The organism is Pseudomonas sp. NFACC46-3 (assembly GCF_900114515.1).
Lineage (GTDB): Bacteria > Pseudomonadota > Gammaproteobacteria > Pseudomonadales > Pseudomonadaceae > Aquipseudomonas > Aquipseudomonas fluorescens_Q.
Map to the genome: position 1 here is coordinate 84,128 of NZ_FOTH01000006.1, position 19,929 is coordinate 104,056.

19 protein-coding genes are annotated in these 19,929 nt (G+C 60.7%); 17 read left to right on the top strand and 2 right to left on the bottom strand.

The features are described 5' to 3' along the window. Positions 1–27 precede the first annotated feature (27 nt). On the top strand, positions 28–918 hold the full coding sequence (locus tag BM300_RS09200) for an AraC family transcriptional regulator (protein WP_063324937.1): 891 nt from the start codon (positions 28–30) through the stop codon (positions 916–918). A gap of 302 nt (positions 919–1,220) precedes the next feature. Here BM300_RS09200 and BM300_RS09205 read toward each other — a convergent pair whose 3' ends face one another. Next, positions 1,221–2,885, bottom strand: a complete 1,665-nt coding sequence (locus BM300_RS09205) for an electron transfer flavoprotein-ubiquinone oxidoreductase (protein ID WP_092147184.1) — start codon at positions 2,883–2,885, stop codon at positions 1,221–1,223. A 546-nt stretch (positions 2,886–3,431) separates the two neighbouring features. On the opposite strand from BM300_RS09205, the gene BM300_RS09210 reads away from it, so the two are divergent. From BM300_RS09210 to BM300_RS09275, 14 genes are all read left to right on the top strand, one after another. After that, entirely contained in the window at positions 3,432–4,181 is a 750-nt protein-coding gene (locus BM300_RS09210) for an electron transfer flavoprotein subunit beta/FixA family protein (protein ID WP_014339477.1), read from the top strand. Positions 4,182–4,183: 2 nt separating this feature from the next. Then, a complete protein-coding gene (locus BM300_RS09215) occupies positions 4,184–5,113 on the top strand; it encodes an electron transfer flavoprotein subunit alpha/FixB family protein (RefSeq protein ID WP_092147187.1) in 930 nt (309 codons plus the stop codon). Between the two features lie 75 nt (positions 5,114–5,188). After that, positions 5,189–6,013 carry a substrate-binding periplasmic protein gene (locus BM300_RS09220; RefSeq protein WP_092348540.1) on the top strand — a complete coding sequence of 275 codons (825 nt, stop codon included), beginning with the start codon at positions 5,189–5,191 and terminating at the stop codon, positions 6,011–6,013. Positions 6,014–6,022: 9 nt separating this feature from the next. Beyond that, positions 6,023–6,382, top strand: a complete 360-nt coding sequence (locus tag BM300_RS09225; protein ID WP_003204190.1) for a DUF4398 domain-containing protein — start codon at positions 6,023–6,025, stop codon at positions 6,380–6,382. Beyond that, on the top strand, positions 6,379–7,188 hold the full coding sequence (locus BM300_RS09230; RefSeq protein WP_063324941.1) for an OmpA family protein: 810 nt from the start codon (positions 6,379–6,381) through the stop codon (positions 7,186–7,188). Before BM300_RS09225 ends, BM300_RS09230 begins: the two co-directional genes overlap by 4 nt. 200 nt (positions 7,189–7,388) lie before the next feature. Continuing rightward, on the top strand, positions 7,389–8,831 hold the full coding sequence (locus tag BM300_RS09235) for an aminotransferase-like domain-containing protein (protein ID WP_014339472.1): 1,443 nt from the start codon (positions 7,389–7,391) through the stop codon (positions 8,829–8,831). Between the two features lie 85 nt (positions 8,832–8,916). Further along, positions 8,917–9,393, top strand: a complete 477-nt coding sequence (locus BM300_RS09240; RefSeq protein ID WP_092462607.1) for a translation initiation factor 2 — start codon at positions 8,917–8,919, stop codon at positions 9,391–9,393. A gap of 148 nt (positions 9,394–9,541) precedes the next feature. After that, the gene (locus BM300_RS09245) at positions 9,542–9,796 is read left to right on the top strand and encodes a YkgJ family cysteine cluster protein (RefSeq protein ID WP_063324943.1); all 255 of its coding nucleotides are present in this window, start codon (positions 9,542–9,544) and stop codon (positions 9,794–9,796) included. A gap of 54 nt (positions 9,797–9,850) precedes the next feature. Continuing rightward, on the top strand, positions 9,851–10,459 hold the full coding sequence (locus tag BM300_RS09250) for an START domain-containing protein (RefSeq protein WP_092147196.1): 609 nt from the start codon (positions 9,851–9,853) through the stop codon (positions 10,457–10,459). Between the two features lie 141 nt (positions 10,460–10,600). After that, on the top strand, positions 10,601–10,837 hold the full coding sequence (locus tag BM300_RS09255; protein ID WP_057452053.1) for a hypothetical protein: 237 nt from the start codon (positions 10,601–10,603) through the stop codon (positions 10,835–10,837). 201 nt (positions 10,838–11,038) lie between these two features. Beyond that, on the top strand, positions 11,039–11,380 hold the full coding sequence (locus BM300_RS09260) for a ribonuclease E inhibitor RraB (protein WP_003179463.1): 342 nt from the start codon (positions 11,039–11,041) through the stop codon (positions 11,378–11,380). Positions 11,381–11,767: 387 nt separating this feature from the next. Continuing rightward, a complete protein-coding gene (locus tag BM300_RS09265) occupies positions 11,768–13,177 on the top strand; it encodes a circularly permuted type 2 ATP-grasp protein (RefSeq protein ID WP_092462609.1) in 1,410 nt (469 codons plus the stop codon). Between the two features lie 9 nt (positions 13,178–13,186). Then, positions 13,187–14,137, top strand: a complete 951-nt coding sequence (locus BM300_RS09270; protein ID WP_063324946.1) for an alpha-E domain-containing protein — start codon at positions 13,187–13,189, stop codon at positions 14,135–14,137. Then, entirely contained in the window at positions 14,134–14,937 is an 804-nt protein-coding gene (locus BM300_RS09275; protein ID WP_063324947.1) for a transglutaminase family protein, read from the top strand. The genes BM300_RS09270 and BM300_RS09275 overlap by 4 nt, the downstream gene beginning before the upstream one ends. Before the next feature lie 129 nt (positions 14,938–15,066). Here the strand turns inward: BM300_RS09275 and BM300_RS09280 are convergent, their stop codons facing one another. Next, positions 15,067–15,879, bottom strand: a complete 813-nt coding sequence (locus BM300_RS09280) for a c-type cytochrome (RefSeq protein WP_063324948.1) — start codon at positions 15,877–15,879, stop codon at positions 15,067–15,069. Between the two features lie 607 nt (positions 15,880–16,486). Here BM300_RS09280 and BM300_RS09285 point away from each other — a divergent pair. Together BM300_RS09285 and BM300_RS09290 are read left to right on the top strand one after the other, a co-directional pair. Further along, a complete protein-coding gene (locus BM300_RS09285; RefSeq protein WP_092462611.1) occupies positions 16,487–17,692 on the top strand; it encodes an acetyl-CoA C-acetyltransferase in 1,206 nt (401 codons plus the stop codon). A gap of 26 nt (positions 17,693–17,718) precedes the next feature. Continuing rightward, complete coding sequence (locus tag BM300_RS09290; protein ID WP_092462613.1) at positions 17,719–19,863, top strand: 3-hydroxyacyl-CoA dehydrogenase NAD-binding domain-containing protein; 2,145 nt, start codon at positions 17,719–17,721, stop codon at positions 19,861–19,863. Positions 19,864–19,929 lie beyond the last annotated feature (66 nt).

Sequence of the window (19,929 nt, forward strand, 5' to 3'; positions counted from 1 at the left end):
CCATCCATTTTTTCGTGAAGTTTCCCCATGTTGCTGACCCGTCATCTCGATGCCAACGCGGCGCTGGTTTCGCTGATCGAACCCTTGGCGACCCGTGACGGCTTTATTCCTACGCGCCTGCCTGGCGTGCAAGTGCTGCGGTGCAGCCAGGACATCGCCCGTGGCCCGCAGCTCTACGAGCCGAGCCTGGTGATCATCGCCCAAGGCAGCAAGCTGGCGTACCTGGGACCGCGTACGCTGGAGTACGGCGCCGGGCATTACTTGATCCAGGCGTTGCCGGTGCCGTTCGAATGTGAAACCTACGCCATGCCCGATGCTCCGTTGCTCGGGATTTCGGTTGCGATCGATCGGGCGCTGTTGGGCGAGCTGGTGCTGGCCATGGGATTGATGCCGGGGCGAAGCCTCGCGGCCCAGACGCCGGAGTCCATGACCAGCGCCGTGCTCGATGGCGCCATGCGCGGATGCGTCGAACGCCTGTTGCAGTGCTTGCACGACCCACTGGAATGCCAGGTCATGGGCCAGGCGCGGCTGCGGGAGTTGCTGTTCGTCGCGTTGCGCGGGCCCCAGGCCGATGTGCTGCGGGCGCTGGTGGAGCAGCAAGGCCAATTCGCCCGGATTGCCGCGGCCCTGAGCCATTTGCATACGCACTTCACCGAGCCGCTGAACGTCGAGACATTGGCCAGTTGCGCGAACATGAGCGCTTCGACCTTCCATGAGCATTTCAAGCGCAGCACCTTGCTGTCGCCCGTGCAGTACCTCAAGCGTCTGCGCCTGCTCAAGGCTCAACGACTGCTGCTCAGCGAAGGCTTGGGCGTGGCCCAGGTCGCGCATCAGGTGGGGTATCAGAGTTCGTCGCAGTTCAGCCGGGAATACAAGCGTTACTTCGAGCGCAACCCTGGGGAAGAGCGCGCCGCCTGATCCGCTGAAAATCCCTTGTGGGAGCGGTGTTCCTGGGATGGCAGGCAACAAAAAGGCCCCCATTGCGGGTAATGCTGTTCACTTAAGGCAGTCGACAAACCCGTGGCGAGGGAGCTTGCTCCCGCTGGGCCGCGAAGCGGCCCCAAAACCTGCCAAATACGGAGCATCAGACACACCGCACCCGGCGGTTTACGACTGCTTCGCAGCCGAGCGGGAGCAAGCTCCCTCGCCACAGGTCCATCATTTTTCTTAAGTGAACAGCATTACCCCATTGCGGGAGCCTCGATGTTCAGCGTGTCGGCTTACATGTTCGGGTAAGTCGGTCCGCCAGCGCCTTCCGGCGACACCCAAGTGATGTTCTGCGAAGGGTCCTTGATGTCACAGGTCTTGCAGTGCACGCAGTTCTGGGCGTTGATCTGGAAGCGCTTCTCGCCGTCTTCCTTGGTCACCACTTCGTACACGCCCGCCGGGCAGTAGCGTTGGGCTGGTTCGTCGTACAGCGGCAGGTTCTTGCTGATCGGGATGCTCGGGTCGGTCAGCTTCAGGTGGCAGGGCTGTTCTTCTTCATGGTTGGTACCGGAGATGAACACCGAGCTGAGTTTGTCGAAGCTGATCTTGCCGTCCGGTTTCGGGTAGTCGATCTTCTTGCTGTCGGCCGCCAGCTTGAGGCAGGCGTAGTCCGGCTTGTTGTCGTGCAGGGTGAACGGCAGCTTGCCGCCGAAGATGTTCTGGTCGAGCCAGTTGAAGCCGCCGCCGATGATGGCGCCGTACTTGTGGATCGCCGCGCCGAAGTTGCGACTGGCGAACAGCTCTTCGTACAGCCAGCTGTTCTTGAAGCTGTCGACGTAGGCGGTCAGTTCATCACCGCCTTCGGATTCGGCGAACAGGCGATCGGCCACCGCCTCGGCGGCGAGCATGCCGGACTTCATGGCGGTGTGGCTGCCCTTGATCTTGGCGAAGTTCAAAGTGCCGAGGTCGCAACCGATCAACGCGCCGCCCTTGAAGACCATTTTCGGCAGCGAATTCAGGCCGCCCTTGCAGATGGCGCGGGCGCCGTAGCTGACGCGCTTGCCGCCTTCCAGGTACTGCTTGAGCACCGGGTGATGCTTGAGGCGCTGGAACTCGTCGAACGGCGACAGGTAGGCATTGCTGTAGGACAGGTCGACGATCAGGCCGACCACCACCTGGTTGTTTTCCAGGTGATAAAGGAAGGAGCCGCCGGTGTTCTCGGTGCCCATGATGTCCAGCGGCCAGCCGGCGGTGTGCACCACCAGGCCGGGTTGATGCTTGGCCGGGTCGATTTCCCAGATTTCCTTCAGGCCGATGCCGTAGTGCTGGGCGTCGGCCTCGCTGTCCAGGTTGAAGCGCTTGATCAACTGCTTGCCGATGTGGCCACGGCAGCCTTCGGCGAACAGCGTGTATTTGCCGCGCAACTCCATGCCCGGGGTGTAGAGGCCTTCCTTCGGATTGCCTTCGCGGTCGACACCCAGGTCGCCGGTGATGATCCCGCGCACCACGCCGTTCTCGTCGAACAGCGCTTCCTGGGCGGCGAACCCTGGGTAGATCTCCACGCCCAGGTTCTCGGCTTGCTGGGCCAGCCAGCGGCACAGGTTGCCCAGGGAAATAATATAGTTGCCTTCGTTGTGCATGGTCTTGGGCACGAAGAAGTCAGGGATTTTGCTCGCGGTCTCGGCGTTTTTCAGGACATAAATGTCATCGCGTTTGACGGGCGTATTCAGCGGTGCGCCGAGTTCTTTCCAGTCTGGAAACAGTTCGTTCAGGGCACGGGGTTCGAACACCGCGCCGGAGAGAATGTGCGCACCGACTTCCGAGCCTTTTTCGACCACGCAGACGCTGATTTCCTTACCGGCTTCGGCGGCCTTCTGTTTCAGTCGGCAAGCGGCAGACAGGCCAGCGGGGCCGGCACCGACGATGACCACGTCGAATTCCATGTATTCGCGTTCCACAGGGCTATCTCCTACTCAAGGCTCACAGTTTTTTCTAATTGGAGGTTTGGCGTTGCATCCGTTGTTTCCTTCGCAAAAAGCGACGAAAGCGACAATGGATGAAACGCGTGTCTCTCTTAAGCGGCGCATTATATCTACACCACTCTCAGGGTCCAATACAAACGTTTGTTTGAAATTGCCGCAGCCCAGATAAATCACTGACGTACGGCTTATGACTGACCATTTTGCCGTATTGACCGGAATAGGCGTTCCGGTCAAGATACGGGCGGTTTTGCGCTCGCCGTAGGCTGACTGTTGGTTTCAAGAGCACCTCTAAAGACAGGGCGAAGGCAGCACAAAGTGACGCATTGCGTGGTTCCGACGCGCAGTTTACACGCCGCGATAATGAATGACTCATCGGTCATCACTGACGAATGGTCTTCACTCCCGTGAGCTGGGTCATGTGTGGTTCATGCCGGCGTTTTTAGAGGTGCCCTTGCGCCCATGAGCATCAACCGCCAGGTTCGCCTAGGCGACTTTTTTTCACCGGAGAGTAACGAGGAATCCATGAAGGTTCTTGTAGCTGTCAAACGAGTGGTCGACTATAACGTCAAGGTTCGCGTCAAGGCGGACAACTCCGGCGTCGACCTCGCCAACGTCAAGATGTCGATGAACCCTTTCTGCGAAATCGCCGTAGAAGAAGCCGTACGCCTGAAGGAAAAAGGCGTGGCGACTGAGATCGTCGTCGTCTCCATCGGCCCGACCACCGCCCAGGAACAACTGCGCACCGCGCTGGCACTGGGTGCCGATCGCGCCATCCTCGTCGAATCCGCCGAAGACCTGACCTCGCTGGCTGTGGCCAAGCTGCTCAAGGCCGTTGTCGACAAGGAACAACCATCGCTGGTGATCCTCGGCAAACAAGCCATCGACAGCGACAACAACCAGACCGGCCAGATGCTCGCTGCTTTGAGCGGCTACGGTCAGGGCACCTTCGCCTCCAAAGTCGAAGTGTCTGGTGACAGCGTTGCCGTGACCCGCGAGATCGACGGCGGCGCACAGACCGTTTCCCTGAAACTGCCAGCGATCGTCACCACCGACCTGCGTTTGAACGAGCCGCGTTATGCGTCCCTGCCAAACATCATGAAAGCCAAGAAGAAGCCGCTTGAAGTGCTGACGCCTGACGCTTTGGGCGTTTCCACCGCCTCCACCAACAAGACCCTCAAGGTCGAAGCGCCGGCTGCACGCAGCGCGGGCATCAAGGTCAAGTCGGTGGCTGAACTGGTCGAGAAACTGAAAAACGAAGCGAAGGTGATCTGATCATGGCTATCCTCGTAATCGCCGAACACGATAACAAGGCGCTGGCTCCGGCCACGCTGAACACTGTTGCTGCTGCCGCTAAAATCGGTGGCGACATTCACGTGCTGGTAGCTGGCCAGGGTGCTGGCGCCGTGGCTGAAGCTGCTGCGAAAATCGCAGGCGTGGCCAAAGTGCTGTCGGCCGACAACGCCGCCTACGCGCACCAATTGCCGGAAAACGTTGCGCCGCTGGTAGCCGAGCTGGGCAAGGGCTACAGCCACATCCTGGCGGCCGCCACGTCCAACGGCAAAAACATCCTGCCGCGCGTGGCTGCTGCACTGGACGTCGACCAGATCTCCGAGATCATCTCGGTCGAAAGCGCCGACACCTTCAAGCGTCCGATCTACGCGGGCAACGCCATTGCCACCGTGCAATCGACCGCTGCCGTCAAGGTCATCACCGTCCGCGCCACCGGTTTCGACCCGGTTGCCGCCGAAGGTGGCTCGGCTGCCGTTGAAGCCGTAGGCGCTGCCCATGACGCCGGCATCTCCAGCTTCGTCAACGAAGAACTGGCCAAGTCCGACCGTCCGGAACTGACCGCTGCCAAGATCGTCGTTTCCGGCGGCCGTGGCATGCAGAACGGCGACAACTTCAAGCACCTGTACGCCCTGGCCGACAAGCTCGGCGCTGCCGTCGGTGCTTCCCGCGCTGCCGTCGACGCAGGCTTCGTGCCCAACGACATGCAGGTCGGCCAGACCGGCAAGATCGTTGCGCCACAGCTGTACATCGCCGTCGGTATCTCCGGCGCGATCCAGCACCTGGCGGGCATGAAAGACTCCAAAGTGATTGTTGCGATCAACAAGGACGAAGAGGCGCCGATCTTCCAGGTGGCCGACTATGGTCTGGTCGCGGACTTGTTCGAAGCCATCCCTGAGCTGGAGAAGCTGGTCTAATCCGGCGTCTTCACTTATAAAGAGCCCGGCCCTTTGGCCGGGCTTTTTATTTCTGCCTCAGAGGAGCGTATTGCCATGGATCTGCGTCGTTTGGCCGGCTGGCCGTTGCTGTGGACGTTGGCGCTCGTGCCAGGCCTGTCTGTCGCCGCCGGCAAATGTGAACGACTGATCGCTACCGGCAGCCCGGATGCGCCGCCCTATCTCTGGCAGGACCCTCAAGACCCCAAGCACTTGATTGGCGCCAGTGCCGACCTGCTGGCGCACGTCGCGCAAGAACTGGGGATCAAGATCGAACTGCTGTATGCCGGCAAGCGCGCCCAGGCGTTGGACGAAGTGCGCAGCGGACGCATGGACCTGCTCACCGACGCGCCATTGACCGTTACCGGGCTTGAAGTGCTGGATTACGTTCATCCGCCCTTGCTCGAAAACGATTACCTGGTCTGGACCCGCAAGGACTCGACGCTGGTCATCAACCAGCCCGCAGACCTTCACGGTCATCCCGGGGCCTTGTCGGAAAAGGCCCGTATGACCCAGGGATTTGGCGTCTTTGCCGAGCAGCAATTGTCCCTGGTGCGCACGCCCAACCTGACCCAGGCCTTTCAGAAATTGCTGCTGGGAGAGGTGGAATATGTCCTGGCGGGGCGCTATTCGGGCCTGGCGATGGCGCAGACACTGGGGATGGCCAACGATCTGCAAGCCGCACCGCAACCGGTGGATAAACCCGGGCTGTTCCTTGCGGTTTCCCATAACTCCGCCTGCAATGACCCATGGTTACGCGGACAGCTGGCGCAAAAGATGACAGAATTGGCCGCGTCCGGTCTGACGGAGGCTGTGTTGCAGCGCAATCTCGAGCGTTGGAAAACACAGTTGCAGCCACCTGTCAGTGCCCCAAAACAGTAGGGAACATTAGTGACTATTCGACCTCTTTTCGCTGCCCTGGCCGTTCTGGCTCTGGCGGGCTGCGCAGCCGATCCGGCGCCGAATGAACAGATCCGCCTGACCGAACAGGCACTGGAGCAAGCGCGGGCCGTTGGCGCTACTGCCGACGAAGTGCCCGAATTGAAACTGGCTGAAGAAAAATTCGCTCGCGCCAAATCCAACATGGCCGACGAATCCTACAAGAAGGCGCGCATGCGGGCCGAACAGGCCGAACTCGACGCCCGCCTGGCCGAAGCGAAGGTGCTGACCCTCAAGAGCCAGGAGCAACTGAACGTGCTCGACACCCGCATCAAGCGCTTGCGCAAACAGCTGAGGGAGGATGCCCAATGAAGCACTCCCACGTATTGGGCGGTCTGGTACTCGCCGGCCTGGCCAGCTTGTATGGCTGCGCCGGCCAACGCAGCGAAGCGGCGCTCGACCAGGCCAGCACCGATTTCCAGAAGGTCAAGGAAGACGCCAACGTGTTGCGTGCCGCGCCCCGGGACGTGATTCGCGCTGGTGAATCCCTGGCCCGTGCTGATCGTTTGTCCAGCTACTGGGGCAGCGGCGAAGATGTGCAGCATTACGCCTACCTGAGCCAGCGCTACAGTGCGATCGCCCGGGAGCACAGCAATCAGGTGCTCAACGAAGAGCGCGCGGCGAAGCTCGAACTGGAGCGCCAGCGCCTGCAACTGGCCCTGCGCGAATCCAAGTTGCTGAGTGTGCAGCAGCAGGGCAAATGGCTCGAAGAACAGATCATGGCGATGGCGACCACCCAGACCGATCGCGGCCTGGTGATGACCCTGGGCGACGTGCTGTTCGACACCGGCGAAGCGGAACTGAAAAACTCGGCCAACCGGGTGGTGCTCAAGATCGTGCAGTTCCTGCAGCTCAACCCCAAGCGCGTGGTGCGTATCGAGGGGTATACCGACAGCACGGGCGGCAAGCAGGAAAACCTCAAGCTGTCTCGCGATCGCGCGCAAGCGGTCGCGGATGTGCTGGTGGACCTTGGGGTTGATGAAAAGCGCATCCAGGTCGAAGGCTACGGTGATGAATACCCGGTGGACGTCAACGCTACCGAGCGCGGCCGGGCACAGAACCGTCGCGTTGAAATTGTGTTCTCTGACGAAAAAGGCCAGCTCGGCGCCGCCCGCTAAGGGTTGCGTCACTGGAAAACCCGGCCCCTGTAGAAGGCGCCGGGTTTTTTTGGCCCTGCAATCGATGCGCGATGAGTACAGTTAGAGCTGTCACTCCACTGTACTGTCGAGTAATCTGGCAACTGTCCCAGTACACTTCTAAACTGTTCCGGTATCGTTTCCGACAAGAATAAAATGCCCGTGAAATCGAGTGCTGCGTCATGACTAACCTTCTGCTCTATCAACGTATTGCTCAACAGCTGGCTGAAGACATCCGGCGCGGTGTGTATCAGCCCGGTGAGCGCGTGCCTTCGGTGCGCAAGATGAGCTCGCAGCTCAACGTCAGCCATGCCACGGTGCTGCAGGCCTACGCCAACCTTGAAGACCAGGGGCTGATCCGCGCGCGGCCGCAGTCGGGCTACTACGTGCACCAGACGCCGGCCCTGACGGCACCGACGCCGGACATTGCCCGGGTCGAGCGTCCGGGGCTGGTGACGCGCAGCAGCATCATTCAGCAAGTATTGGTCGAGTCGCGCCGCGAAGGGGTGTTTCCCCTGGGCGCGGCGGTCCCGAGCGTCGACTATCTGCCTGTCCGGGCCCTGCATCAGCAATTGGCCAAGGTCACACGCTTCCACAGCCCGCGGGCGTTCAGCTACATGTTCAGCCCGGGTTTCGAGCCGTTACGCCGCCAAGTGGCGATTCGCATGCGCGATGCCGGCGTCGTGGTGGATCCTTCCGAGGTGGTGATCACCCACGGCTGCGTCGATGCGTTGCAGATGTCCTTGCGGGTGCTGACGCGGCCCGGGGACTTGATCGCCGCTGAGTCGCCGACCTATTACGGCTTGCTGCAACTGGCGGATCTGTTGGGCCTCAAGGTTATCGAGATCCCCAGCGACCCGGTCACCGGTATGAGCCTGGAGGCCTTGCAGTTGGCGGCCAACCAATGGTCGATCAAGGCGCTGGTGCTGACCACGCGCCTGAGCAATCCTCTTGGCGGCACCATGCCGGAAGAGCGGCAAAAGCAACTGCTGCGCCTGGCGTCGGACTTCGACATCCAGATCGTCGAGGACGATATCTATGGCGAGTTGATGTTCGAGCAGGGGCGCACCAAGGCCCTCAAGGCCTACGACCGGCTGGACCGGGTCATCTACTGCTCGAGTTTTTCCAAGACGTTGTCGCCGGGTGTGCGCATCGGTTGGATGATCGCGGGGAAATTCCAGCAGGAAATCCAGCGGCTCCAGACCTTCAGTACGCATTCGGCGTGCAGCGTCACGCAGATGGGCATTGCCGCGTACCTGGAAAACGGCGGCTATGACCGGCACTTGCGTTATATCCGGCAGGAGTACCGCAAGAATCTCAGCGCCTTTCAGCTGGCGGTGCAGCAGTACTTCCCCGAAGGCACGCAGATGAGCCGTCCCACTGGAGGCTTCATCCTGTGGGTCAGCCTGCCGGGGCGGGTCAATACCCAGGAGTTGCATGTGCGGGCGTTGCAACAAGGCATCAGCATCGCGCCAGGGCTGATTTTCAGTAACACCGAGCAGTTCAACCACTGCATTCGCTTGAACTGCGGCACCCCTTGGAACCGTGAGGCAGAGCGGGCCTTGATGACGCTGGGGCTGTTGGCCACTCAATTGTGCCAGGAGACAGCCAACGGATTTCTTTAGACGTCAGTGGCTTAGCTCGATGTGCTTGTCAGCGCCTCATTATCAGGCGAGCATGGGGGTCTCTGCCGTCAATGCTGTTGTATCTATGAAAGCCATTGTTCCTGCTGCCTGGGTTTTGATCGGCCTGTTGAGCGTCTTCCACATGGGAGGCGTAGTCGCGGCAGCGCCGGCGCAGGAAAAACCGGCCGCCAGTGCCACGAAGGATGCGCCGAAAAAAATCACAGCGGCCAAGAAACCTTCCGCCAAGAAGGTGGCACCGGCGAAGAAAAAACGCGCGCCCATCGCCTCCAAGAGCAAATCCGCCCACGAGGTCGCCAAGACCCCATTGCCGCCGGCCAAGCTGGATTTGAGCTTGCCCCATGAGATGGTCGATCAACTGCAACCACCGGGTAAGGTGGTGCAGTTCAAGCGTGAACCCCTCTTGCCGTCGATGTTCGGCGAGAAACCCGGGCCGTTTCAGCTCAATGGCCGTTTGTTGAGCAATGAAATGCAGCTGCCACTGCGCAACCAGGAGCGCAATGAGGTGGAAGGTGCAGCACTGGATTTCGAATTCAAGCAATAAACCTTCGACAGGCCTGCAGTTCGTCGCTGACCATTCGGTCATCCCGCCGTGGGCAAAAAAACACGCAGACGGTAATTTAAAACGAGTGTTTTAGCCGTTACTCTGTGTTCTGTTACTAACCATTACCTGTCCTGAGGATGTTGTCGTCATGAAATGCCGTGAAGGCTGTGGCGCCTGTTGCATCGCCCCTTCCATCAGCTCACCTATCCCTGGCATGCCCCAAGGCAAGCCGGCGGGAGAACGTTGCGTGCAATTGTCGGTCGATAACCTGTGCCGGATCTTCGGCCTGCCGGAGCGTCCGGCGGTGTGCTCGGCGTTCGAAGCCGACATCGAGGTTTGCGGCAGCAGCAGTGAAGAGGCCATCCGGCTGATCGGTTGGTGGGAGCAAATCACGGCAGCGTAATGAGTCAATGAACGGATCCTAACTGAACGAACTTGGACAATAAGGAAAAGAACTATGGGTTCGCTGCATCGTATGGCTGTGTTGTGTGGGTTGACCGTGTTGCTGGCAACGGCCACCGCTCAGGCAGAGGACTGGCAGGTTGCCAAGGAGAAAGACGGTATCAAGGTTTCCCTCAGTGAGGTGGCGGGCTCCAAATACAAGGCCTATCGCGGCGTGACGGTGATGAAAACCACCATGGCCAAGCTTCGGACCCTGCAGGAAGACGTTCCCGGTGCCTGCGCCTGGATTCATGAATGCAAGAGCCAGAAACTGCTCAAGCACGAAGGCAATCAGAGCTGGACCTACACTCAGTTCAACACGCCATGGCCGGTGACGTCCCGGGACTCGGTACTGGAAGTCACCACCGAGGAGGGCGCCGATGGCAGCCTGACCCGCAAGCTCAAGGGGGTGCCGAAATACCTGCCCGAAGAGCAAGGTTTCGTGCGAGTGACCCAGGTCGACGGCTTCTGGAAGTTCACGCCAAAGGGCGCTGGCCAGATCGAAGTGACCTACCAGGTCCACACCGAACCAGGGGGGGACGTGCCGTCCTGGCTGGCGAACAAGTTCGTGGTGGATGCACCGTTCAATACTTTGAAAGCCTTGAAGGAACGCGCAGAAAACTGATCGGCCACGGCTTCATACCCGGAGACCGCCCCAGAGGCGGTCTTTTCATGGGTGCCGTCCAGACGCCCGGCGGAACGATTGTCCAGACCTCAATGTCGAGATAAAGGTAAGCCAGGCCCTGAATTGATCAAGGAGACACCGATGCAAAAGTGGGAAATCACTTTCGTGGATGATCATGGCGAAGCCATCGCCGAGCAGTTCGACTATGAGCAGGAGCCTACGATGGAGCAGGCTGCACAACTGATTCGCGAAAAATTGCTGCCCGTTTCCGCCCAACTGGACCTCAACGACCTGGAAGGTCGCACTGAAGATCCCACCGTCAAGAACCTCAAGTCCCAGCACAGTATCGAAATCATCAGCATTACACCGATTTCATGAAACGGTGCCTGGTCTCGCTTGGCAGCGGCCGCCACTTGCGGCTACTCTGCAATTGAGATCAGCGAAAGGATCGCCAAGGTCCGGTCTTGTCAGCTACATGCTTGTGTCCCGACGGCCATTTGATGCCGTACCGCTTGCAGCCTGAGGGCTTCACGCACGGGAAGACGGAAAGTCTATCCATTGGTTTCAGGAGGACGTTTCATGAGCACAGCCTATCAAGAAGACATCAGCACCAGCGTGTTGCGCCGCATGAAAGAAGGCGGTTTCGATTTTTCCCGATTCCATCCCATTGAGTTCTACGCCATTTTCCCGGACGAGGAGCGGGCGCGCAGGGCGGCAGGTCATTTTCGGGGAGAATCGTTGAACGCGCAGATCAGTGCACGGGACGATGGGGCTTGGTCGTTGGAACTGAGCCGGGTGATGTACGCCACTTACGATGACATTGGCGACTTCGAGCAAGACTTTGAGGCAGTCGTCGAACCCTTGGGTGGTGTGATCGAGGGCTGGGGTGTCAAGCAAGAGATCCGGCGCCTGCAGGCCTGACAGTCACTCACCGCAACCACAGCAACGGCTGACCTTGTGTCGGCCGTTTTCATGTCTGTGAGCTAACGAGAGTCCCTGTGGGAGCCGAGCTTGCTCGCGATGGCGGCTGCACGATCAACATCATTACTCGCTGACACACCACAATCACTTCCCCAGGTTTTGTACTTAACTGTATCCAGATCAAGTCGCGTCGTTTTTCCGAGACTATGCTCAGCAGAGCGACGCCCCTGCGTCGCAATGAAGCGGGGGCAGCGGGGTGGGGGCATTTGTTGCACTAGAAAAGTGCGCGGCCTGTCAGAGGAGAATCCAACCCGTTGATCATAAAGCGTTTATGCCGATGGCACGGGGCTTGCGAAGCCTTGCTGCCAGGGTGACAAGGAGTACGGCATGATCCGCAGCGGTTTTGATGAAATGTACGATGCCAACGGCCAGGTCCGCCCGCATTACCAGGCGTTTGCCCGCTGGCTGGCTGAAACGCCTGGTGAGCTGCTGGCGCAACGCAGGCGCGAAGCCGACCTGTTGTTTCATCGTGCTGGCATTACGTTTACGCTCTACGGGGACGAGCAGGGGACCGAGCGCCTGATCCCTTTCGACACTATTCCGCGCAGCATCCCGGCCAGTGAATGGCGGGTGGTCGAACGCGGCTGCATCCAGCGGGTCAAGGCGCTGAACATGTTCCTGGCCGACCTCTACCACGAACAACGGATCATCCGGGCCGGCATCATTCCCGCCGAACAGGTGCTGGTCAACGAGCAGTACCAACTGGCGATGCAGGGGCTTGATCTGCACCGCGACATCTATGCCCACATTTGTGGTGTCGATCTGGTTCGCGACGGTGACGGCACGTACTACGTGCTCGAAGACAATCTTCGTACGCCCAGCGGCGTCAGCTACATGCTCGAAGACCGCAAGATGATGATGCGCCTGTTCCCCGAACTGTTCGCCGCCCAGCGCATCGCCCCTATCGATCATTATCCGAACCTGCTGCTAGACACCCTGAAAAGCGCCAGCCCGCTGGACGATCCCAGTGTCGTGGTGCTCACGCCGGGGCGTTTCAACAGCGCGTTCTTCGAGCACGCGTTCCTGGCCCGAGAGATGGGCGTGGAGTTGGTGGAAGGCGCCGACCTGTTCGTGCGTGATGACAAAGTGTTCATGCGCACCACCGACGGCCCGAAAGCGGTGGATGTGATCTACCGTCGCCTCGACGACGCGTTCCTCGATCCGCTGGCCTTCAACCCGGACTCGATGCTCGGGGTGCCGGGCCTGTTGTCCTCCTATCGTTCCGGCAACGTGGTGCTGGCCAACGCCATCGGCACGGGCGTGGCGGACGACAAGTCGGTGTACCCCTTCGTCACCGACATGATCCGTTTTTACCTGGACGAGGAGCCGATTCTGAAGAACGTCCCTACATGGCAATGTCGTAATCCTGCTGAACTTTCCCACGTGCTGGCGAATCTTCCCGACCTGGTGGTCAAGGAAACCCAGGGTTCCGGCGGTTACGGAATGCTGGTGGGGCCGGCCGCGACGACGGCGCAGATCGATGCCTTCCGAGAGCGGATCAAGGCCAAGCCGCACGCCTATATCGCTCAGCCGACGCTGCCGCTCTCGACCTGTCCGACCTTTGTCGAAAACGGCATCGCCCCGCGCCACATCGACTTGCGGCCGTTTGTGCTGTCGGGGCGCGAGACCCGCGTGGTGCCTGGTGGGCTGACGCGGGTGGCGCTGCGCGAAGGTTCCCTGGTGGTGAATTCATCCCAGGGCGGTGGGACCAAGGATACTTGGGTAGTCGAGGATTGAGGAGCTGCCATGCTGAGTAGAACCGCCTCGGACCTGTACTGGATGTCGCGCTACCTGGAGCGCGCGGAAAACCTCGCACGGATGCTCGACGTCAGCTATTCGTTGTCACTGATGCCCCAGGACGGGCGTGGCGATGGCTTGCACGAGCTGGCCATGCCATTGCTGATCACCGGCACGCTGGATGATTATCGGGAGCGACACGCCGATCTGCACGCCGAGCGCCTGCTGCATTTCTTTGCCCTGGAAGCGGCCAACCCGGCCAGTATCTACAGCTGCCTCGGCGCCGCGCGAGCCAGTGCCCACGCGGTACGTGGGCGAATCACCGCCGACATGTGGGAGAACATCAACGCCACCTGGCTGGAAATTCGCGGTATCGCCGAGCAAGGCTTGAATCGCTACGGCATGAGCCGTTTCTGTGAGTGGATCAAGGAGCGATCCCACCTGTTTCGCGGCGCCACCTACGGCACCATCATGCGCAACGATGCGTTCCGCTTCATTCGCCTGGGGACCTTCATCGAAAGGGCCGACAACACCCTGCGCTTGCTCGACGCCCGCTACGAAATGGCCGGTGACCAGGCCGACACGGTCAGCGATGGCACGGCCCACGCCTATTACCAATGGAGCGCCTTGTTGCGAGCCTTGTCGTCCTTCGAGGCTTACACCGAGATCTACCGTGACGCCCCGGGCGCTCGCCATGTGGCTGAGTTGCTGCTGTTGCGCGCCGATGTGCCGCGTTCGCTGCGCGCCTGCACCGAAGAAATCAACCAGATCCTCGCGAGCCTGCCGGGCACCAACGGTCGGCAGGCACAACGGCTGGCGGCGGAAATGGACGCACGCCTGCGCTACACCGGCATCAATGAAATCCTCGACGGGGGCCTGCATGCCTGGCTCACCGAATTCATCCCACTGGTCCGTGAACTGGGCAATGCCATTCACAGTTCCTACCTGGAGGTCATATGAGACTCTCGATCAGCCATGAAACGGCCTACCACTATGAAGATCAGGTGCGCGCCAGCATCCAGTACCTGCGCCTGACGCCCCACGACAGCGAACGCCAGCATGTGCTGAGCTGGCAACTGGATTTGCCCCGGCCGGTGCGTGCGCAGTTGGACCCGTTCGGCAATATCCTTCACGTACTGACCCTGGACGAACCCCACGAAACAATCATCATCGGTGCCCGCGGACAGGTGGATATCGATCCGTTGCGCGAAGCCGAGCACGAGAGCCAATCGGCGCTGCCGTTCCTGCGCTTCACCCGGCTAACGGAAGCGGACGAAGCCCTTCGAGCCTTCGCCGCGCAGCAATGCCAGCAGCGTCGTGATCGCTCGGCGCTGATCGACCTGATGCACGGGCTGAACCAGCACATGATCTACACCCCAGGCACCACTGAGGTGGAGACCAGTGCGGCCCAGGCTTTTGCCGGTCGTAGCGGGGTGTGCCAGGATCACACCCACGCCTTCCTGGCCTGCGCCCGTAGCCTGGGGGTGCCGGCGCGGTATGTCTCGGGGTATCTGTTCAGCGAAGAGAGCGAACACCTGGCAAGCCATGCCTGGGCGGAGGCCTGGCTTGACGACGCCTGGTACAGCTTCGACGTGACCAACCAACTGGCCCGTCCGGAGCGCCACCTGAAGCTGGCCGTGGGCCTGGATTACCTGGACGCCTGCCCGGTACGTGGCATGCGTCGTGGCGGCGGTTGCGAGCAGATGCATGCCAAGCTGGTCGTGCCACCGGCGCCGGTGATCACGGTGCAACAACAATAACCTTCCAACGAGGGCGCTTTTGTGGCGAGGGAGCTTGCTCCCGCTCGAGTGCGAAGCGCTCGCAAGCTTTTTAAGGGTCTGCTGCGCAGCCCAGCGGGAGCAAGCTCCCTCGCCACAAAAAAAGCAATCTCACGGGGCCAATGGCTGCTTGCGTCCCGCCATATGCTTCAAATAACCCACCAGCAAATCCAGCTCGGAATCTGGCAGCACCGCAGCCGAGAACCCGGGCATCTTGCCCTGGGGCCAGCGACGCAGCGCTTGCGGGTCGCGAATGTAGTGCTTGAGGAAATCCCCGGAGAAGTATTCGGTCGGGTTGAAGGGAATGTTCAGGTCAGGGCCGAACTGTGCATCGCCTGCGCCATTGAGCCGGTGGCATGCCAGGCAATTTTTCTGGAACAGTTCGAAACCTTTATTGACCGGGTCGTCCTTGGCCAGGCTGGGCGCCGGTAGCAGGGCGGGGAAGCGTTCGGCCACGGCCGACAGGCGCTTGATGGTCGCCACCGCGTAGGGCCATTGCTCCGGGCTGATGTGGCCAGCCTGCGGATCGGTCCAGACCAGATAGAAAGGCCCGGCACTGTGCTTGCCTTCCCCCAGCGACGGCCATGGCTTGGCCGGGTCCTCGATCGCCAGCCAGGCCCGGGCCCCGCTCTTGTTGAGTAACGGCGCCGCAGGCATTTCGGCAGCGAAGCCGTCCAGGGCAATGGCTTGCAGGTGGTCGTTCGCTTGGACGCCCGTCAATAGTGCCGTCAGCGGCACGGCTCGATAGCTCATCGGTTTCTTGTAGGAAACGTCATCAGCGATCTGGACCGTTTGAACGTCCGGATGCTTGAGCAGTTCTTCGGTTTGCCAGGTGCGCGTGCCCGCGCCCAACTCCAGCACCAGTTGAGCGGCATAAAGGGGCGTGCTGAGCAGCAACGCCCCGAACACAATAAGAGCTTTCAAGTCGATCGCCTTCCATGTCGAGGGGATGCCGCAAAGGTTGGCACAGCCATCGCGGCTCGAACAGAGAACCCGTCACATTTTTTGGCGACACAACTAATGGATGATGCAGATGCCCTCGCGCAGGAATCAGCCAATCACCTTGGTGATATTCGGCAAAATCAACAGCAGCGTCGTGGCAAAGAGAATGAGTCCGGCTTGGCGAACTTTCGAATGTTTGAACATGGCTGACCCGCCTTTATTGTTATTTCCTAAAAGCCAGCCTGCATATCCATGGCGGCTGGCATTGCACTTCCTGTTCGACAAGCGCCTCGGCAAAACCCGACGACTTTCTTGTACAAGGATTACATTAGGGGCCGCGGCGGCCTTGGCTTAGATCCAATTCGTATCAGTTTGGTACAGATTGCTCTAAAAAAGGCATGAGGCCTATTGCCACCTTCCTGTCGGCCCTTTTGCTAGACAGCTTGCCCTCCTGAATCGGTTAACCCGATAGCTCGCTACCGTTCGTCTGAGCGTGGCCGTCAACGCCATTGAGCACTGCGGTCATTGAATCCGGCGCCGCTGGGCTTATGGTTGAAGGCATCGCATTACCCGTGGTTTCGAGGACGTCATGACCCAAGCTTTGATTTTCGACGCATTACGCACGCCCCGCGGCAAGGGCAAGGCCGACGGCGCCTTGCACAGCGTCAAGCCGGTGAACCTGATGGGTGGCCTGCTCAGCGCTTTGCAGCAGCGCATGGATCTGGACACCAGCCAGGTCGATGACATCGTGCTCGGTTGCGTGACCCCGGTTGGTGAGCAGGGGGCCGATATCGCCAAGACCGCCGCGCTGGTGGCCAATTGGGATGTCAGCGTGGCAGGCGTGCAACTCAATCGGTTTTGCGCCTCGGGCCTGGAGGCGGTGAACCTGGCGGCGATGAAAGTGCGTTCCGGGTTCGAAGACCTGGTGGTGGCCGGCGGCGTCGAATCCATGTCCCGGGTGCCCATGGGCAGCGATGGCGGCGCGTGGGCGCTGGACCCGCAAGCCAACCTGCACGGTCACTTCGTTCCCCAGGGCATCGGCGCCGACTTGATCGCCACGCTGGAAGGCTTTAGCCGTGAGGATGTTGACGGTTATGCGCTGCATTCCCAGCAAAAAGCGGCGCGTGCCCGGGCTGACGGTTCGTTCAATAAATCCTTGGTCGCCGTGCAGGACCAGAATGGCATCGTGCTGCTGGACCACGACGAGTTCATCCGCGCCGACTCCACGCTCGAAGGCCTGGGCAAGCTCAAGCCAAGCTTCGAGGCCATGGGCCAGATGGGGTTCGATGGCACGGCGTTGCGCGTCTACAGCCATGTCGAACGAATCCATCACGTGCACACGCCGGGCAACAGTTCCGGCATCGTCGATGGTGCGGCGCTGATGTTGATCGGTTCCGAAGCCAAGGGGCGCGCCATGGGCCTGCAACCCCGGGCGCGGATCGTCGCCAGCGCTGTCACCAGTACCGACCCGACCATCATGCTCACCGGCCCGGCGCCGGCTACCCGCAAGGCCCTGGCCAAGGTCGGGTTGCGGGTGGAGGACATTGACCTGTTCGAAGTCAATGAAGCCTTCGCCTCGGTGGTGCTCAAGTTCATCAAGGACATGGCCATCGACCCTGCCAAGGTCAACGTCAACGGTGGCTCCATCGCCATGGGGCATCCCTTGGGCGCCACGGGGTGCGCAATTCTCGGTACGTTGCTCGACGAATTGGAGGTGCGTCGCCTGCGTTATGGCCTGGCGACCCTGTGTGTCGGCGGCGGCATGGGCATTGCCACCGTCATTGAACGCCTCTGAGCCCCGACTTCAAGGAACACTTTTTCATGACCGATGCCATCCGTTACGAAACTGGCCAGGACCGGATCGTCGTCCTGACCCTGGACATGCCGGGCCAGAGCGCCAACACCATGAACGCGGTGTACCGTGAGGCCATGGCCGCCTGCGTCGCCCGTTTGCAGGCTGAAAAGGACTCGATTACCGGTGTGATCATCACCTCGGCCAAGCACACCTTCTTCGCGGGTGGTGACCTCAATGAATTGATCAAGGTCGGCAAGCCCGAGGCCAAGGCTTTCTACGACATGGTCCTGCTGCTCAAGGCCCAACTGCGTACTTTGGAGACCCTGGGGAAACCCGTGGTGGCGGCCATCAATGGCGGGGCCCTCGGCGGTGGTTGGGAAATCTGCCTGGCCTGCCATCATCGTGTGGCCCTGGACCTGCCGTCGGTGCAGCTCGGCCTGCCGGAGGTCACGCTCGGCCTGTTGCCGGGTGGTGGTGGGGTGGTGCGGATGGTGCGACTGCTCGGTTTGGAAAAGGCCTTGCCGTATCTGCTCGAGGGCAAGAAGGTCAATGCGCAACAAGCGCTGCTGGCCGGTTTGATCGATGAGCTGGCGAAGGATCGTGATGAACTACTGGCCAAATCCCGGGCCTGGATTCTTGCCAACCCCAGCGTCATCCAACCCTGGGATGCAAAGGGCTATCGACTCCCGGGCGGCACGCCGTCTGATCCGAAAGTTGCGCAAATGCTGGCAATCGCCCCTTCGATCCTGCGCAACAAGACCCAGGGTTGCCTGCCGGCACCGGAGAAAATCCTCTGCGCAGCGGTGGAGGGCGCCCAGGTTGATTTCGACACCGCGCACCTGATCGAAACCCGCTACTTCACTGAACTGACCACCGGCCAAGTGGCGAAGAACCTGATTGGCACCTTCTGGTTCCAGCTCAACGAGATCAAGGCCGGTGGTTCTCGCCCACAGGGTCTTGCGCCTTATCTGACGAAAAAAGTCGGCGTGCTCGGCGCAGGCATGATGGGGGCGGGTATCGCCTATGTCAGCGCCGTGGCCGGCATCGCGGTGGTACTCAAGGATGTCGATCTGGCGGCGGCCGAGAAGGGCAAGGCCCGTTCGGCGGCGTTGCTGGATAAAAAGGTCGCCCGCGGCCAACTCACCGCCGAGCAGCGCGAAGCCACGCTGGCGCGGATTCACCCCACCGACAGCAACGCAGACCTGGCCGGCTGCGACCTGGTCATCGAAGCGGTGTTTGAAGATCGCGCCCTGAAAGCCAGCGTGTCGGCCGCCGCCCAGGCGGTGGTGGGCGATGATGCGGTGATCGCTTCCAACACCTCGACCTTGCCTATCACCGGCCTGGCCCTGGCTGTACCGGACCCGACGAAGTTCATCGGCCTGCACTTCTTCAGCCCGGTGGAAAAAATGCCCCTGGTGGAGATCATCAAGGGGGCGCGTACCAGTGACGCGACTTTGGCTCGGGGTTTCGATTTTGTCCTGCAGATCAACAAGACGCCGATTGTGGTCAACGACAGTCGCGGTTTCTTCACATCGCGGGTGTTCGGCACCTTTACCAATGAGGGCATCGCCATGCTCGGCGAGGGCGTGAGCGCGCCGATGATCGAGACCGAAGCGCGCAAGGCCGGGATGCCGGTCGGGCCTCTGGCGATCTCTGACGAAGTTTCCCTCAGCCTGATGAGCCATATCCGCGCGCAAACCGCCAAGGACCTGCACGCAGAAGGGAAGATGCCGATTGAGCACCCGGCATTCGCCGTGATTGACTTGCTGCTCAACGAGTACAAGCGGTCGGGCAAGGCCGCCGGTGCCGGTTTTTATGAATACCCGGCCAATGGGCAAAAGTACCTGTGGCCACAGCTGAAGAGCCGCTTCGAGAAAACCGATGGGCAGATTTCCCCGCAGGATATCCGGGATCGCCTGCTGTTCATCCAGGCCCTGGAAACCGTGCGCTGCATGGAGGAGGGAGTGCTGACTTCGACGGCCGACGCCAACATCGGCTCGATCTTCGGCATCGGCTTCGCTGCCTGGACCGGCGGTGCGCTGCAGTTCATCAACCAATACGGCCTGCAAGACTTTGTCGGTCGCGCCCAGTATCTGGCCGAGCAATACGGCGAGCGCTTCTCCCCGCCGGCCTTGTTGTTGGAGAAAGCCGCCCGCCACGAACTGTTCTGACAGACCGGGGAAGGGCTTGCCTTGGAACCATGTTTCAAGGCAGGCTCTGGGGTGTGCAATATTCCC